The following is a 17,533-nucleotide window of genomic DNA, read 5'->3' on the forward strand; positions in this document are numbered from 1 at the left end:
AAAACCTATGAAATACCATCAATCAACTCGAATATATGGCAGTGTAATGACGCTGCTGCTGTTGCTATCGTGCGTCGTGGCGCAGGCACAGAACATCATGGCCACGGGAACGGTGGCGGACAGCAACCAGGAGCCGCTGATTGGCGCCACGATAAAAGTGGTGGGAACCAAAGACGGAACCGTAACCGACGCTGACGGCAGGTTCAGCATTGAGTGCACTCAGGGCGCAATGCTCGACATCTCCTACATAGGCTATGTGTCACAGAGAGTAAAAGCAACAACAGATATGCACGTCACGCTGGCCGAAGATGCCAAGACGCTGAACGAGACCGTTGTCGTAGGCGTAGGTTACGGTACGATGCGCAAGAGCGATCTCACTGGCGCCATTGCCTCGGTCAGTGCCAAGGACATGCGTAAGGGTGTCATTACAAGTACCGAACAGTTGCTGCAAGGCAAGGTCGCCGGCCTGTCGGTGGTTCAGAGCAGTGGCGCACCCGAAGCCGGAGCAAGTCTCCGCCTGCGTGGCGGCACATCGCTGTCGGCAAGCAATGGCCCGCTGGTTGTGGTCGACGGAATACCGGGAGTTGACTTCAACTCCGTGCAGCCCTCTGAAATAGTCAGCATGGACATCCTCAAGGACGCATCGGCTGCCGCCATCTATGGTAGCCGTGGTGCCAATGGCGTTATTATCGTAACAACCAACCGGCAAGGAGGCGAAAAAGAACAGAACAACTTGCAGTACAATGGCTATGTAGCTTTTGCCTCGGCGGCAAAGAACATGGATTTGCTTTCAGCTGACCAGTGGCGAGGCTACGTCCGTAACCGCAATGTCTATAACGCACTTGACTACGGAGCCGATACCGATTGGCAAAAAGAACTTGAACGTACGGCGATTTCCCACTCCCACAACATCCTTTTCTCAAGCAGTAAGAAGGAGCACGGCTATCGTGCATCGGCAACCTACACGAATAATCAGGGCGTCATCAAGCGTAACAACATGAACCGACTGGCCGGATCGCTGACGGCTTATCAGACAGCGTGGCAGGGAAGATTACGCCTTGACGAGGGCATCAATGCCAACTTCGACCGCTGGCATCCCATAGACACACGTATCTTCGAGCGCATGACCAATCTTCAGCCTACGTTCCCTGTATATAATTCTGATGGCTCTTTTGCACAACTCAACGGCACCAATACCGAAAATCCGGTTGAGCTCAACAGCAACCGTACGGATGATCACAAGCGTCACCGCTTCTTGGGTTACCTGAAAGCAGAGCTGGATATCATCAAGGATTTGAAAGCTACCGTGAACACATCCTATGAACAGAACTCTGTTACGGGAGGTCTCTATAAACCTTCTTATGCTCGTATGGAAGGACAAAGCGAAAAGGGATGGGGACAACGTACCTACGAAGACTACACCAACAAGCAACTGGAAGCCTACCTTACCTATGACCGCATGCTGGGCTCAAGCCATCACCTGAACCTCATGGCAGGTTATTCTTATCTCGACAACGTTTACGAAGGCTTCGGTTCTACCCGGAGTGGCTTCGATACCAACGCCTTCGGATACAACAACCTGGCGGCAGGAACCGACTTCAGGCAGAGCGATGTATATTCTTATAAAGGTGAGGCAACATTGGTTTCGTTCTTCGGTCGTGTCAACTACAGTTACCTGAACCGCTATATGCTCACGGCAACACTGCGCCAGGACGGTTCAAGCCGCTTCGGCGACAACCACAAGTGGGGCACTTTCCCGTCGGTTTCCTTTGCCTGGCGTATCTCCGACGAGCCGTTCATGAAGGCCTCCTCGGATTGGCTCGACAACCTGAAACTGCGGCTGGGGTACGGTGTAACGGGCAACCAGAACGGCATCGGCGAATACAAGAGCCTCTCAATCCTTTCTGCTTCGGGTGCTGCCTACTATGATGCTACGACCGGAACATGGAAGAATGCCTACACGCAAAGCCAGAATGTAAATCCTGATTTGAAGTGGGAAAGCACCGCTCAATGGAATCTTGGCATCGATTTCTCTGTTTTCAACCGCTTTAATGGCACGTTGGAACTCTATCATAAGAAGACTTCCGACCTGCTTTGGACCTATCCTGTGCCACAACCTCCCTATTTGGTCGGAACCATGTTGGCCAATGTCGGCGACCTCGTGAACAAGGGATTTGAATTGACTTTAGGTGCCAACATCATTCAAACAAAGGATTGGACTTTCGATGCCAACATGAGTCTGGCTTACAATCAGCAGGAAATCACCAAACTTTCCAATGGCCAGTATCAGGCTGTTGGCCTGCAGGCCGGCTCCTTGCACAATCTACGCGGCATGTCCAACACTTATTCCCAGGTGATACGCGAAGGCTATCCGGCCGGTGCCTTTTGGGGACCTCACTGCGAAGGCATCAGTGAAGACGGGAAGTATATGCTCAGTAAAGACGCTGACGGCAAGGTGACCGAGGGCTACTTAGGTTCTGCCCAGCCGAAATGGAATGTGGGCTTGTCGCTCAATGCCACGTGGCGCAACTTTGACTGTGCAGCAGCAGCCTACGGCATGTTCGGGCAGAAGATACTAAACTGCACCCGCATGGCCATGTACGATCCTACGCGCTTCCCCTCGCAAAATGTACTGGACGATTTCATGGACAGCGGCATCACCGACAATCCAACCTTCAGCGACTACTTCATCGAGAACGGCAGCTTCTTCAGGCTCCAGTCCGTAACGCTGGGCTACAGCCTGCCACAGCCCGAGAGGCTGGGGCTCTCGCGCCTGCGTGTCTACGTGACGGGAGAAAACCTCTTCTGCATCACTGCCTACAAGGGACTTGACCCCGAGGTTGCCATTCCCGACAACGTGCTGAACTCTCCGGGCATCGATTTCTTCAATGCCTATCCCCGTCCGCGCACTTTCTCCGTAGGCTTAAACATCGGTTTCTAAACACATTAACCCTTATATCGCAAAATTATGAAAGCAAGATATATACTATCATCACTCCTGCTGGCAGGAACCGTGATGACGTCATGTACAGACCTGAAAGAGCATCTTTACGACAAAGTATCAATGAACGATTACGGCAAGAACGAAACAGAGATATCCACCATCGTAGGAGGCGCCTACGCCACCCTGCGTGGCTATGGCTCCGGTACACCCGAGGGCAACGGCGTGAACTGCTACCCTACATGCGAGTATGTGTTCTTTACCTCCGAATGCTCAAGCGACGAGGCCTGCATCCCGACCCGCGGCACCGACTGGTACGACGGTGGGCGCTACCAGCAACTGCAATATCACACCTGGGATGCACAGAACACGGGCGTGCTCTCCATCTGGAGATACAACTTCACAGGCGTTTCCAAGGTCAACGGCATCATCTACCAGGTGGAGAAGAGCGAGCTCGGCGAAGAGTCAAAGAAGATAGCTGAAGCCGAACTGCGCGGGCTCCGTGCCTACTATTACTACAACCTGCTCGACAACTTCGGCAACGTTCCCATCACCACCGACTTCACCGAAAGCGAGCTTCCCAAGAACTCAACGCGCCAGGAAGTGTTTGATTTCATTGAGAAGGAGCTCAAGGAAGTGCTTCCGCTGTTGCCTGCCGGCATTCAGTATGGCCGCTTTACACAGAATGTTGCCTATACGCTGCTGGCCCGTCTCTATCTCAATGCAGAGGTCTATACGGGCAAAGCCCGGTGGCAGGACTGCCTGGATGCCTGCGACAAGGTGAAGGGCTACTCGCTGACACCCGCCTACAAGGCCAGCTTTGCCATTGAGAACCAAGGCTCCACGGAAATTATATTCGCCATTCCCTACGACCACAAGCAGGGCACCGTGGGCAACTACCTGGCCTCCATGACCTATCACTACAACCAGAAGTACGCCTTCGACCCTGCCGGTGTGTACCAGTGGTGCGGCAACGGTATCTGCGCCCAGCCGGGAGTCTACTCATCGTTCGAGGAGAACGACGTGCGCCGCAGCAGTCTCCTCATTGGTCAGCAGTACAATGTGGCCACAGGTGCCGAGGTGCTGATGGACAACGGGGAGCCGCTGAACTACACCGAGGACATCAAGAACTTTGAAAATGCCGCACAGAACGAGGGAGCACGGCTTGACAAGTACGAATGGGGACCCACCGATGCCTGGGAGCGCGACAACGACTGGGTGCTGATGCGCTACGCCGAGGTGCTGATGATGCAGGCCGAAGCCAACTATCGGCTCGGCTACGAGCAGAACGCGCTCTCCTACATCAACCAAATCCGCAAGCGTGCGGGGCTACCTGACCTGACCACGCTCACCATCGACGCACTCGACAAGGAGTGGCTCCACGAATTCGTCTTCGAAGGTCTGAGACGCACAACCAACATCCGTTTCGGCACATTCTTCGATGCCTGGTGGAACAAACCTGCCGAAGCTGACAGGCACACGGGCATCTTCCCCATACCTGAAGAGGAGATGGAGAAGAACCCCAATTTGGTACAGAACCCGGGATATAAATAAGATGAGACCGACGAACGACAGCTATCCGGCCAGTCGGACGTACCTGCGCCGTGCCAGCCTCCTGCATCCAGGAGCTCAGTCCGTAGCGCCTAAACAGCCATTAACGGCAGGCCTGCCGGGCGCCTGTTTACGGCCGGTGCGGAAGAGCTGTCCTTCAAGGCGCTTGAAGCTATGCTTCAACGCTCTTGAACGATAGCTCCAACAACGCCGAAGCATAGCTGTATGAAATCGGGATGATGAAAACAGCACAAAACAGAATGCCTTGCACCACCACGTAACCAATCCTTCTCCACCCTGAGACGGGACTAAATGGAACGAGGCTCCTATTGATAAATTTATGATGAGAAAACATATATTACCCCTGCTGCTTTTATGCAGCATGATGACCTGGAGCAGCTGCGAGGACAGCTATCCGGGAGCACCGAAGAAGAGTGCTGATGAGACGGAAGAGGCATCAGTGGCCAAAGCCGTCAGCAAGACAAACGACATGCAGGTGTACGTACACTTCATGCCGTGGTTTGAAACCAACGAGTCGAACGGCGGCACATGGGGCTACCATTGGACGATGAAGAACTGCGACCCCAACGTGGTCGACCAAGACGGCCGGCGGCAGATTGCTTCACACTACTATCCCCTCACCGGGCCTTATGCCTCCGGCGATGAGGCCATCCTCGACTATCAATGCCTGCTGATGAAGTACAGCGGCGTAGACGGTGTGATGGTAGACTGGTACGGTGTGAACAGTGACAACACCGTTGCCAAGCACAAGAGCAACACCGAAGCATTGGCCCGCGCCATCGCAAAGGCAGGGCTGAAGATGGCCGTTGTCTATGAAGACAACGCGCTGGCGGACGCCTCCGACAAGGTGGGACAAGCCCGTCTCGACATGCGCTACCTTGCAGAAACCTTCTTCAACAAAGACTATTACGCGAAGGCCGACGGCCAGCCGCTGCTGCTGGTGTTCGGTCCGCAGCAGCTACTCACGGGCAAAGACTGGTATCGAACGTTTGCCATTCTCAAAAACAAGCCCACTTTCCTTTGCCTGAACGGGCATTCGGGCCGTGCCAACAACGGCGGATACACCAATGCCGAGGGCGAATACTCGTGGGTGAACGCATCGCCCAACTACGGCGTTGCCAAGGACTTCAAGATGTATATAGGCGGAGTCATGCCCGGTTTCCACGACTATTATAAAGAAGGTGGTGCCGGCGACGGCTATACCACCTACGATGCAGAGAACGGAGCCTTGTTCCGGCGCCAGCTTGATGCAGCCAAGAATGCAGGCCTAAAGTGGCTCCAAATCAGCACATGGAACGATTATGGAGAGGGAACAACCATCGAACCGACCTTGGAATATGGCTACAAATACCTTGTTGAGCTGCAGAAGTTCACCGGCGTAAGCTATCAGCAGGCCGAGCTCGAGCTTGTTTATCGCTGGTATCAGCTGCGCATCACGGCACCAACCGACCCACGGGTAAAGGCCGCTTACCAAGCTCTTGCGAGTCTGCAGGTGGAGAAAGCCAAGGATATATTAAAGTAAATGGCGTATGAAAGGTTTCAGGTTAGTTATCTTTGCGTGTGCCCTGCTGCTCTCGGTTCCGATGAGTGGCAGGCTACAGCGCAAGGTGGCGTCGCCCGACGGGACGCTCATCTTGACTGCCGGCGTGAACGGCAGCGGGCAGCCTTTTTACCAGTTGCAACGTGGAAAGCGCACCATCATCAGCCCGTCGTACCTGGGCATGAAGCTGCGCGACGGCAATCTGGATAAAGATTTCCGCATACTCGGCTTCACGACCGGCACCAAAGACGAAACGTGGCAACAGCCCTGGGGCGAGGAAGTCACGGTGCGCAACCACTACAACGAACTCACCATGCGCCTGCAACAGCGCGGACGGCAGGGCCGGCAGCTCACGCTGGTGTTCCGTGTGTTTAATGACGGCATCGGGTTCCGCTATGAGTTCCCACGCCAGCCACGGCTGACGGACTTCGTTATCATGGACGAAGAAACGCAGTTTGCATTCCCTTTCGATGCCAAGGCATGGACTATGCCAACGCAGGGAACGGTCTATTACGAGGCGCTTTGGACGGCTTCGCCGCTCAGCAGCAAGCCCGAAGTGTCTACTCCGGTAACGATGGAGGCAGGCGACAGCCTCTACATGGTTATCCATGAGGCCAATCTGACCGATTATTCCTCGCTCAATCTGCAGCCCATAGCCTCGCCCAAGGGCACGGCAACGGTCAAGGCGCAGCTTGTGCCGTGGTCAACGGGCGAACTGGTATTTGCCAGCACGCCGTTTGTTTCGCCTTGGCGCACGGTCATCGTGGCTCAAACTCCGGCCGGCCTTGTGGCTTCGCGTCTGATGTTGAACCTCAACGAGCCTTGCAGGATTAAAGATACTTCGTGGTTGGAAACAGGTAAGTATGTCGGTATTTGGTGGGGCATGCACATGAATAACATGTCTTGGGCGCAGGGATCTAAGCATGGAGCCACCACCGAAAACACGCGCCGGTACATCGACTTTGCTGCTGCACACGGCATGAAGGGCGTATTGGTGGAAGGGTGGAATTACGGTTGGGACGGCGACTGGACCAAAGAGGGCGACAAGTTCTCATTTACCAAGCCCTATCCCGACTACGACCTGCAGGGGCTGCAGCGGTATGCCATGTCCAAGGGCGTACGCCTCATTGCCCACAACGAGACGGGCGGGGCAGCTGCCAACTACGAGCATCAGCTCGACAGCGCCTTTTCGCTCTATCACAGGCTCGGCATCAGGGCCGTCAAGACAGGTTATGTAAACCCCAAACTCGATAATAAGGAACTGCAGCATTCGCAATACGGAGTGCGCCACTACCGCAAAGTAGTAGAGAAAGCAGCCCAGTATCAGCTGATGGTGGTTAACCACGAGCCGGCCATGCCAACCGGATTGCAGCGTACATACCCAAATCTAATCTCGGGAGAGGGGGCACGCGGACAGGAATACAATGCTTGGTCTGAAGACGGAGGCAATCCTCCCTACCATCTGTGCGTATTGCCTTTTACCCGCATTCTGGCCGGTCCGCTCGACTTCACGCCAGGTATCTTCCGCATCGAGGGGCGTGTACATCCGCAAACTCGGCCCCAGACCACGCTTGCCAAGCAGCTGGCGGCGTATGTGGTCATCTATGCGCCGTGGCAGATGGCCGCCGACGAGATTGAAAACTATCAAGGTCAACCGGCTTTCACCTTCATTGAGCAAGTGCCAACCAGCTGGCAGCAATCGCAAGTGCTGATGGCCGACATTGGCAAATATATCGTTACGGCACGCAAAGAGCGCGACAGTGAGAACTGGTACGTAGGAGGCATGACCGATGCCGATGCGCGCGAACTGTCTGTGAAGTTCGACTTCCTTGACAAAGATGCCAAGTATCAGGCCATTGTCTATCGCGACGGGCCCGCCGCAGCCTACGACACAAACCCTTATCCGCTGACCATAGACCGGTTGACTATCGACTGCCACACGGTATTACCTATTCATCTGGCCAAAAGCGGCGGTTTTGCCATACAGCTCCTGAAACTGCCTTTGAGACCGTAAGAACACAAACAGAAGCCTCTGCAAGCTCTCTTTAAATCAGCATTTGCCACTTGCCTTTCGGTATGATGACTGTTCTTTAAAGAGGTTTGCAGAGGTTTCTCATTATTATATATAGTACCTTCCGTATTGAACAGGCAGGAGTGCCTGTCTGTCCACTGGGCATCAGATTTCCATAATTCGTGCCTCAAACTGGTCGTTGTCTACAAGCGACTTGTTCTTTACTCGCGTTTTGTAGGTATTGATAGTATGAATGCTGTAGTTGAGAAACTTGGCTATGCGTTCAGAGTCGGTGATACCCAGCCGGATAAGGGCAAAGATACGCATCTCGGTGGTAAGTGTTTTCGACTTGTCGGCACCGCCCTTGTCACCTGCATCGGCAAAAAGACAATTATACTGGTCGATGAAATGGGGGAAGAGGTTGAGAAACGTCTTGTCAAAGTCAGCAAACATCGACTTGCGTTCGGCTATAAGTTCACTCTCTTTCAGCAGAGATCGCAGGTCCTGATACTGCCGGGCAGCAATCTTCTGGTCAATGGTGCGGTAGAGTTTCGTTACCTTGTTGATGTATTCGGCATTGGTATAGAACGATTGCCCGATATATTCATCCTTTATCTTATTTGCTTCCGTGAGCTGGGCATTCTTCTGTTCAACCTGTGCCTTGCGCTCGGCGATGACACTCTGGGCCTGCTTGAGTTTCTTCATCTGCCGCCGGATGAGCCACGTAGACACAAGAAGTGCCACTACGAAGAGCACGGCTATGACGGCCGTTGTGGCCATGGCGTTGCGCTGACTCTCCATTATGCTATAACGGTCTTGCTCGATGATGGGCAGAATTCCGCTCACTTCGATAATCCGCTGGCGGGCTCCGTAAAAGTTGGCATTGGCAAGCGACTGCCTTACATATTCCGTAGCACGCTGTATGTCGCCCTGCTGATAAAGCAAGCGTGCCAGCGTACACAGAGCCGTAGTTTCGCGTGTAGCGGCCTGGTTGTCGTAAACGGCAGCACGGGCAAGGTAACTCACGGCTTCTTCGTTCTGCTGTTTGAACAAACAAATCCATCCTAAGCTCGACGTGACAATGGCCTTCAGATGGGTATCTGTGTCCGTTCGTTTCAGCAAGGCATTGAAATAACGGATGCAGGTATCGTAGTGTCGCTCTTTCATTTCCCTCATGCCAACGGCATAAAGCCAGTCTCGGCTGCCCTCCGAGAGATAGTGCAACAGGGAGTCGGTATAGATGCCACCCTGGCGGACATACCGGTCCATATAGGGATTGGCATGGGTGAAGTCGGCCATATCATAGTAGAAACGGGCTGCCGTGGTGAAGAATATCTTGCGATAAGGGGCCGAAGCCCGGCTGATATCGATAGAGTCGAGGGCATCAGAGCCCTCATTGTAGAGTCCTGCCGATAGCAGGCAGAACACGATGGCACACTGTCCTTCCACCTGATAGTCGGCACTGCGCAAGCTCCGGGCCAGCCGTCCCATTTCCCGGGCATATACATAGGCCGAGTCGTACTGGTATGAAGAATACTCCCTATAGAGCTGTCTGACGACAGCATACCGTCCGGTTCCGGCTTCCGACTTGAGTTTTTGCTTGATACGGGCTATGTTCTCCAGCTTCTGTTTTTCGTATTTGTTCTTTTCCTTCAGGCTGTTGTCCAGCTGAATCAGCATCGTTTCAGGATTGCTCCCACTGGTTACTGCCCAGCCTTCGGTGGCGGCAGCCAGCATCAACATCATCAGAAGCATCCGGAAGAATGTTTTTCTTTTCATGTGCAAATGGTTAGTTCGTTCTCCCGCCGTTTCATCCGCGGCGCTGTAATGCAAAGATAAGGGAAAAAATCCTTAACGGCTAAACATTCAGCCGATTTATTCCATCCTCCTCCCTTTTGGCGTACTGCTTCTTCAAGCAAGAAATTCACGCCCATCTCATAGAGCCCAAGAGCCGGCGGCTCGCGGCCTCCGTGGGCAGGCCAGGCCCGTAACCACACAGCCGCAGATGCCCGCGCATTCGCAGAGAAGCAACACCCCGACCGCGGTTAAAGCTCCATGCGCAACACAGAGGCACGTTTTACGGGCTCTATTTCAGTTGCAGTTCCACTATCGTGTCTACGCCCTTGGGAGCCTGAGGCAGCAGGAGCGTAACGCCGTTGCTCACAGGCACCACCTTCACCCGCGCTCCGTCGGCAAACATCCGCGCCCCTTTCACCTTTCGGTTGGCCAGCGGCAGGAAGAGTCCACGGTCCTGTCCCTTGAGCAGATGCACGTAAAGGGTGTTGCCGCGCTGCGTGGTCACGCCCCAGTCATGGGGTGCCACGAGGCCGCCGCGGGTGCCGTAAATGGTCTGTCCGTTCTGCTTCAGCCAGCTTCCTATGGCCTTGAGCCGCTCCAGAGCCTCAACAGGAAGCTGCCCGTCGGGGCGTGGACCGATGTTGAGCAGCAGGTTGCAGTCCTTGCCGGCAGCCCGCACGAGCTCGCGTATCAGGTCGTCGGAGGTCTTGTAGTTCTTGTCGGTAATGCTGTAACCCCACGTATCGTTCATGGTGAGGCAAGTTTCGAGCGGCAGCCGGCTGATGCCCTGCCCCGATAGGCCGTAGGTGTTCTCGCCCGGCAGGTCCTGTTCAAAAATCTGGATGTCCTCGCCCGGGTAGGGCGTACCATGATGGTTGTTGGCCACCAGGCACGAAGGCTGCAGCTCGTGTATGAGCTTGTACTGCCCCTCCAGCTGCCAGTCGAAGGGCTTGGGGTCGCTGTCGTGGTCCCACCAGCCGTCGAACCAGATGGCGCCCAGCGGCCCGTAGTTGGTCAGCAGCTCGCGTAGCTGCGTGTTCATGAAGCCGTAGTAGCTCTTCCAGTCTTGCTTGTCAGTAGGCCGACCGAGCTTGCGGCCCGTGCGGCCGAGCGGATAATCCGGCCTGTGCCAGTCCAGATGGGAGTAGTACACGTGCAGCCTTACGCCGTACTTGCGGCACGCCGCGGCCACTTCCTTGAGCACATCGCGGCCGTAGGGCGTGCCGTCAACGATGTTGTAGGCCGAAGTCGAGGTTTTGAACATCGAGAACCCGTCGTGGTGGCGCGATGTGATGGTAATGTAGCGTGCGCCGGCCGCCTTGATGGCCTGCACCCACTCGTCGGCATTGAACTTGGAAGGAAAGAAGCCATCAGCCAGATGCGTGTACTCGCCATAGTTGATGTTCTTGTTGTTCATCACCCATTCGCCGTCGCCCAGCATGGAGTAGATGCCCCAGTGCAGGAAGATGCCGAACTTGTTGTCGCGGAATTCGGCCTGCGCCTTCCTGATTTCCGCCGACGGCTGATACTGTGCCGAAGCCTGCAGGCAGGCTGCAGCAACGAGCAGAGAGAGTAGGATTCGCTTCATGATACACGTTTTAAGTTACAGCTGCAAAGATAAGGCAAAATCCTGAAACCGCAAAGCCGCCCCGCCCCCAAAATGCTTCCGCCTTACCCTGGGCCGCCCCCCGGCGGTTTGTTCTGCCGCTATCAACGGTGCCTGAAGTCCACAACGGGAACTTGCGGCAGGGCATATCGCAATCCGTTTTCAACCCACTTTCGCCCGCTCTGCACTGGTATCATTTTCTTGGACGTGTCCTTCAAGCCTCTCGGAGCTGTCGTTCAAGGGGCTTGGAAGTGCCTTTCAAGGAGCTTGAACGACACATATTCCGCTCTTCCCTTGCAATGGGCGTTCCACGACAGCGTGCAAGTTTGCCGGCTGCCTGTTATTTCCTGTTTTTTAAAGACAGAGTAACAGAGTGTTTTCTTTGCTGCTTTTGTGGATTTGAGACAGAGTAACAGAGTAATTTTTCAGCTACTGTTGGCTTGGTTGTTAGCAGAAGCGAGTGCGAGAAAAACAGCGAGAAGGCTAACCGGTATCCTCCCCTTGGAAAGGGGAGGCGGAGGAGGGGATGATGAATTAGCCAACCCTTGCCACACTCCAGCTGTAATCATCCCCTCCTAACCTCCCCTTTCTAAGGGGAGGAACCGCTGCTGTAATCTCTTTGCAACTTTGCTTCTGATATTTTAAGACAGAGTAACAGAGTATTCTCTTTGCTGCTTTTGCGGATTTGAGACAGAGTAACAGAGTAATTTTTCAGCTGCTGTTGGGTTGGTTGTTAGCAGAAGTGAGTGCGAGAAAAACAGCGAGAAGGCTAACTGGTAACCTCCCCTTGGAAAGGGGAGGCGGAGGAGGGGATGAACTGACAGGCAACGGGGAAAAGAAAAAAGTACAATACCAACGGGGATGGTATTGTACTTTTGGTTTGTTGACAGAGGCCTTAGCAGGGCCTGCCTACGGCAAGCGCGCTTGCCCAAGGGCTGTGCCGTTACTGCGGACGCACATGGAAGAGGAAGCTGTAGGGCTTATCGGCCGGCAATTGGAACACCGGCTCTGGCCGCGAACCCCAGCTGTCGTAACCGCCAACGCCCTGCATGCGGTGGTCGAGGCACACCTCCACGAAGTCGCGCGGTACGATGTCGTCAATGTGGTGCTGGCGGCGCAGGCCGTTCTTGGCCTGGTTCTCGTCGTGAGAGGCTATCTCGGCGGCACTGAAGTTGGTCCACTGGCGCAGCCGCGGCAGGGCTTCTTCGGAGTCAAAGTCCTCTACGCTGTTGCGCAGTGCATTGAACTCAAAGGGCTGCGCGGCCGTGATGGTGAGCCCGTGGGTGCCGTCGGAGAGGGTAAGGTCCGACACCTCGGTGTGGTGACCGTTCTCCTGCGGGCGCACGTAGGGGTAATAGAGTTCCTCTGCCGTGGCGGTGTAGCGGCCCAGCAGCGTGCCGTGGTTGCGGTCGATGTAGTTCTCCTGCGGGCCTCGGCCGTAGTACGAAACGCGGTGCATGGCAGCAGGCAGGCGGAAGCGGAGGCCGATGCGCGGCACTTCGGCCGTGCCTTTGGGCGCCTCGTTGTAGTGGCCCGCGATGGTGAAGGAGCCGTCGGAGGCGAACGTATAGCTCACTTCAAACTTGTTTCCGGCAGGTAAAAGGTACACGATGCTTAGCTTGGCGTTCTTTGCATCGTAGCGGGCAGAGGCTACCTTGAAGTTTCGGCTGGCTTCCTTCCACACGTGGGCGCGGCGTGGTTGGCCGTTGCCGTAATCGTTGTCGGTAGGAGCACGCCAGAAGTTGGGCTGCAGTCCGAAGCCGTCGTGTATGTATTCGGTGCCGCGCACGCGGTAGGACGTAACCACGCCGCTGCGCTTGTTGAAGGTAAAGCTGAACCCGTTGGAGCTCAGGGTGATGGCATCGGCGCCGTTGGCCACCTGCAGCCGGGGCACTGCTACGGCGCTGTCGGCCACTGCAATGTCAGCAGGAAGGGCCAATTGTTCTATCGCCACCACGTGGCCTGACGGTATGCCGAGGGTCTGGTTGCGGCTGCGCACGGCGAAGTCTACGTTCGTTCCGACCTCTGCCGGCAGCGTGAAGTCAGCCGAATCCTGCGGAGCCACGTCCAGGTTGAGCTCTCCGCCAGCGATAGAGTCATCTTCTGCCATGATTTTCCAGCTGATGCTGTAGTCCTTGAGGTTGGTAAAGCAGAAGCGGTTGTACACCCTGTACTTGCCTGCTTGGGCGTCTACGAGGCGGAAAGCCACGTCCTGATGGCAGTATTTAACCTCGGCCATGGCGGGGTGAGGTGTGCGGTCGGGGTTCACGATGCCGTTACAAAGGAAGTTGCCGTCGCTCGGCGCGTTGGTTCCAAAGTCGCCTCCGTAGGCGTAGAAGGGGCGTTCGTGCTTGTCGTTTGCCTTCAGCCGGCCGCCGGGAGTAACGAGCAAGCCCTGGTCTACCCAGTCCCAGATGAAGCCACCGGCAAGGTTAGGATAGTTCCAGATGGGCTTCCACTGTCCGTAGAGGTTGCCCGTGGAGTTGCCCATGGCGTGAGCATACTCCGAAGGCATGAGCGGACGGTCGGCTCCCTGCCGCCCGTAGTGCTCGAACCAGCCTGCTCCGGGGTACTGGGGCACGTACATGTCGGAGTTCCACTCCCACTGTGCGCGCTCGTAGTTAACAGGTCGGGCCATGATGTTGCGGTCGGCCTGCTTCACGTAGAGGTAGGTGTTGTAGAAGTTGTAGCCGTTGCCGGCCTCGTTGCCCAGCGACCAGAAGGTTACGCAGGGATAGTTCTTGTCGCGTTCGAACATGTTGCGCGTGCGGTACATGTGGGCCTCCAGCCACTCCGGATTGTTGCCCAGGGTGCCTCCCTTGCCCAGGTCGTAGTGCATGCCGTGGCTCTCTATGTTCGCTTCATCGTACACATAGAGGCCGTACTCATCGCAAAGTTCGTAGAAACGGTGGCCCTGCGGGTAGTGACAAAGGCGCACTGCATTGATGTTGTTCTGCTTCATGAGCTCGAAGTCGCGGCGCATCAGCTCCTCTGTTACATAGTGTCCGGTCTCGGGGTTGTGCTCGTGTATGTTCACGCCCTTCATCTTCACCAGCCTGCCATTTACCAACAGGCACACGTAAGGCTTGCCGTTGCCGGCGTTGTAGGAAATCTCCTTTATCTCAATACGGCGGAAGCCGACGTGGTAAGGGATGATGTCGGTCTGCTTGCCCACCGTTGTGCGTATATATAAGGTATAGAGGTTGGGGTGCTCGGACGACCAAGTCTTCACGTCGTTCAGAGTCACTGCGGCCGTTGAGTCGGTAAGCTCGGCGCCTGCAGCTATCTTCCGCTCGGCCGAGTGCTGCCATACGCGGGTGCCGGCGGCATCGGTCAGCTCGTAGTCTACGCGCATCTTGACCGCCTTCGGCGTGCGGTTGCGCAGGCTGCAGGTGAGCTGGAAGATGCCGTTGCGATAGCTGTCGTCGAGCGTGGACTTCACACTGAAGTCGCTCACGGCGGCCTTCGGCTGCGACCAAAGCACCACATCGCGCTCTATTCCGCTCATTCGCCAGAAGTCCTGGCACTCCAGATAGGAGCCGGTGCTCCACCTGTAGATTTTCAGAGTGAGCGTGTTGTCGCCCCGGTGCAGGTATTTGTTGACGAGATACTCGGCAGGCGTCTTGGAATCTTCGCTGTAGCCAACGGCCTGACCGTTCATGTAAACGTACACGCCCGACTTGGCTCCGCCGATGTTCAGATAGATGTCGCGGCCGTTCCAGTCGTCGGGAACGGTGAACTTGCGGGTGTACACGCCCACCGGATTGGCCTCCGGCAGGTGCGGGGGGTTAGGGTTAACGGGCTGGAACTCGTAGGGCTGGTTGGTGTAAATGGCCGTTCCGAAGCCCTGCACCTCCCAGTTGCCGGGCACGGTGATGTCGTGCCAGGCGGCAGTATTTACGTTGTCGGCCACTGCATCGGCAGGAAGTTGGCTCTCGGTGTCGGCATAAAAGAACTTCCAAGTACCGTTGAGCGACCTGTACCAGCGGCTTTGCTCAAAGCGCAAGGTATGCGCCCGGGCCGCGTCGGCATAGGTCATGAAGGCCGTGCGGGGCCGCTCGGTGTTCACGTGGGTGGTGTGCAGGTCCAGGTGATACTGCTGGGCCGGCAGCTGCAACGCACAGGCCAGGGCGGCGAGGGCGGTAAATAGTTTCTTCGTTGTCATAGAACGTTAATCGTGTTAGAAGGTTTTTGAGAAATCAAATGATTCCGGTTTTATTGATGATTGTTGTTTTCGGTCTGTTGTCATTGCACCGCCAGGTTCTCGTAAGCCATGGGTTCGCCGGGCTGAATCATGCGGGTGGCCTTGAGTTTGATGTACCGTGCGTTGACAGGAGTGAAGTAGACATCCTGCATAACGGGGTGGTTGCGGATGTTGGAGAACTCGCCGCTCTTGACCAGTTGCATGTTGTCGAGCGACTGTCCGGCATAAATCTCGTAGTTGGAGACCAGTCCCTGGGGCATTGTTCCTTGCTTGGGCAGGTAGAAAAAGGCGCGTACAAGCTGCTCCTTGCCCAGGTCGAGCGTCACGGCATCGTGCTCCGGCGTGGCTGTAAAGGGCAAACTCTCCAGGACGCCGTCCTCCTCAACGTAGCTGTCCCGGGCGTTGGGGGCGTAGTAAGCGCCCAGTTCGTTGATGCACAAGGGGCCGCGGGCGTCGAGAAAGCGTATGCGCAGCTGGCGCGTCTCAATGGTTCTGAAGCGCAGCAGGCGCCGGTAGCCGATGGTGGTGGTCTCCTCGTTCAGCTTTACCGGCAGCCAGTTGCCGCCGTCCAGATACTCAACGGTGAACGACTTGACACGTTGGCCGAGCGGAATGTACTCCTGCAGCTTCATGCGGTTGAGCTTCCGGGGCTTGGAAAAGCGGATGGTGAGGTCGGCCTTCACCACCCCGTCGGGCGTTGCCCAGTAGGTATCGAAGTCGTCATCGGTCAAGTTGCGCACGCCGAAGGCCTTGCCCCGCGTGGCCGATGCCTGCAAACGGGCCTGCCGCAGCAGGTTGGTTTTCAGCTCGGAGCTTATCTGCCGGTACGCTGCCACTGCCCTTGCAGAGTCTGTAGGATGAATGATGCCCTCCTTGGTGACTGGGAAATTGATGAGCTGAGTGCCGTTGTGGCCCACGCTTCGGTAGTAGAGGTCGACCAGCTGGTCAACTGTCTTCACCTTGTTGTCCTCTCTGGCGTGGTAGAACCAGCCCGGACGGATGCTCACGTTGCACTCGGCAGGCACCCAGGCATCGCCGTCGGCATGGCCCGACTGCAGCTCCCAGTGCTTGCTGTAGCCCGGATAAACCTCCTTGGAACGCAGGAACGACCAGTTGGTAGCATAGGCAAAACCGTTCTCGTTGCCTACCCAGCGGCAGCCGGGGCCGCCGTCTGAGAAGATGACAGCTTTGGGTTGAAGCTCCTCCACCATCTTCCACGCCCGCGGAAAGTCGTAGTACGTGCGGCGATCTATTGTCCTCGTTTCGCGTGCACCGCCATAATAGCCGTCGCCGCCGTTGGCTCCGTCGAACCATACTTCAAACAAATCGCCGTAACAGGAGAGCAGTTCATGCAGCTGGGCGTAGAAGTATTCCACGTACAACGGCGTGCCGTAGAAAGCCTGATGACGGTCCCACGGCGAGAGATAGAGCCCCAGTTTGAGCCCGTACTTGCGGCAGGCAGCGGCCAGCTCGCCAACTATGTCGCCCTTGCCGCCCTTGTACGGGCTGTTGCGAACGCTGTAGTCGGTGTACCGGGAGGGCCAGAGACAGAAGCCGTCGTGATGTTTGGCCGTGAGGATGATACCCTTCATGCCGGCCGCCTTCACGGTGCGTGCCCACTGCTCGCAGTCAAGGCGCGTGGGGTTGAACTCCTTCATGGGGTCAGCATCGCCGTAACCCCATTCGCGGTCGCCAAAGGTGTTGGGCCCGAAGTGGATGAATGCGTAGGTTTCCATCCGCTGCCAGCTAACCTGATTGGCCGAAGGCAGCGGCGCAACTGGTGCCGGAGCGCCCGGCTGGGCGGTGGAATGAAGGCCCAGAGCCATGAGGACGAGAGACAGGAAGAGTTTCTTCGATAGCAT

General features: G+C 56.0%; 8 protein-coding genes. 4 read left to right on the forward strand and 4 right to left on the reverse strand.

The genetic code is table 11. The features are described 5' to 3' along the window. The first annotated feature begins 46 nt into the window (after window positions 1–46). From BMW31_RS04580 to BMW31_RS04595, 4 genes are all read left to right on the forward strand, one after another. Complete coding sequence (locus BMW31_RS04580; RefSeq protein ID WP_410524427.1) at window positions 47–2,941, forward strand: SusC/RagA family TonB-linked outer membrane protein; 2,895 nt, start codon at window positions 47–49, stop codon at window positions 2,939–2,941. Window positions 2,942–2,968: 27 nt separating this feature from the next. Continuing rightward, window positions 2,969–4,495, forward strand: coding sequence for a RagB/SusD family nutrient uptake outer membrane protein (locus BMW31_RS04585; protein ID WP_091821694.1), 1,527 nt, complete (start codon window positions 2,969–2,971; stop codon window positions 4,493–4,495). A 337-nt stretch (window positions 4,496–4,832) separates the two neighbouring features. Beyond that, a complete protein-coding gene (locus BMW31_RS04590) occupies window positions 4,833–6,035 on the forward strand; it encodes a glycoside hydrolase family 99 protein (protein ID WP_410524425.1) in 1,203 nt (400 codons plus the stop codon). A gap of 7 nt (window positions 6,036–6,042) precedes the next feature. Further along, window positions 6,043–8,067, forward strand: a complete 2,025-nt coding sequence (locus BMW31_RS04595; protein ID WP_091821697.1) for a glycoside hydrolase family 97 protein — start codon at window positions 6,043–6,045, stop codon at window positions 8,065–8,067. Window positions 8,068–8,229: 162 nt separating this feature from the next. Here BMW31_RS04595 and BMW31_RS04600 read toward each other — a convergent pair whose 3' ends face one another. The 4 genes from BMW31_RS04600 to BMW31_RS04615 form a co-directional block, all read right to left on the reverse strand. After that, on the reverse strand, window positions 8,230–9,843 hold the full coding sequence (locus BMW31_RS04600) for a DUF6377 domain-containing protein (protein ID WP_317039769.1): 1,614 nt from the start codon (window positions 9,841–9,843) through the stop codon (window positions 8,230–8,232). Window positions 9,844–10,150: 307 nt separating this feature from the next. Further along, a complete protein-coding gene (locus BMW31_RS04605) occupies window positions 10,151–11,449 on the reverse strand; it encodes an alpha-L-fucosidase (protein WP_091821700.1) in 1,299 nt (432 codons plus the stop codon). A 961-nt stretch (window positions 11,450–12,410) separates the two neighbouring features. Then, window positions 12,411–15,632 (reverse strand): glycoside hydrolase family 2 TIM barrel-domain containing protein, encoded by a 3,222-nt coding sequence (locus tag BMW31_RS04610; protein ID WP_091821703.1) that lies wholly within the window; start codon window positions 15,630–15,632, stop codon window positions 12,411–12,413. Window positions 15,633–15,712: 80 nt separating this feature from the next. Further along, window positions 15,713–17,533 (reverse strand): alpha-L-fucosidase, encoded by a 1,821-nt coding sequence (locus tag BMW31_RS04615; RefSeq protein WP_091821706.1) that lies wholly within the window; start codon window positions 17,531–17,533, stop codon window positions 15,713–15,715.

This window comes from Prevotella sp. kh1p2, from assembly GCF_900111525.1.
Lineage (GTDB): Bacteria > Bacteroidota > Bacteroidia > Bacteroidales > Bacteroidaceae > Prevotella.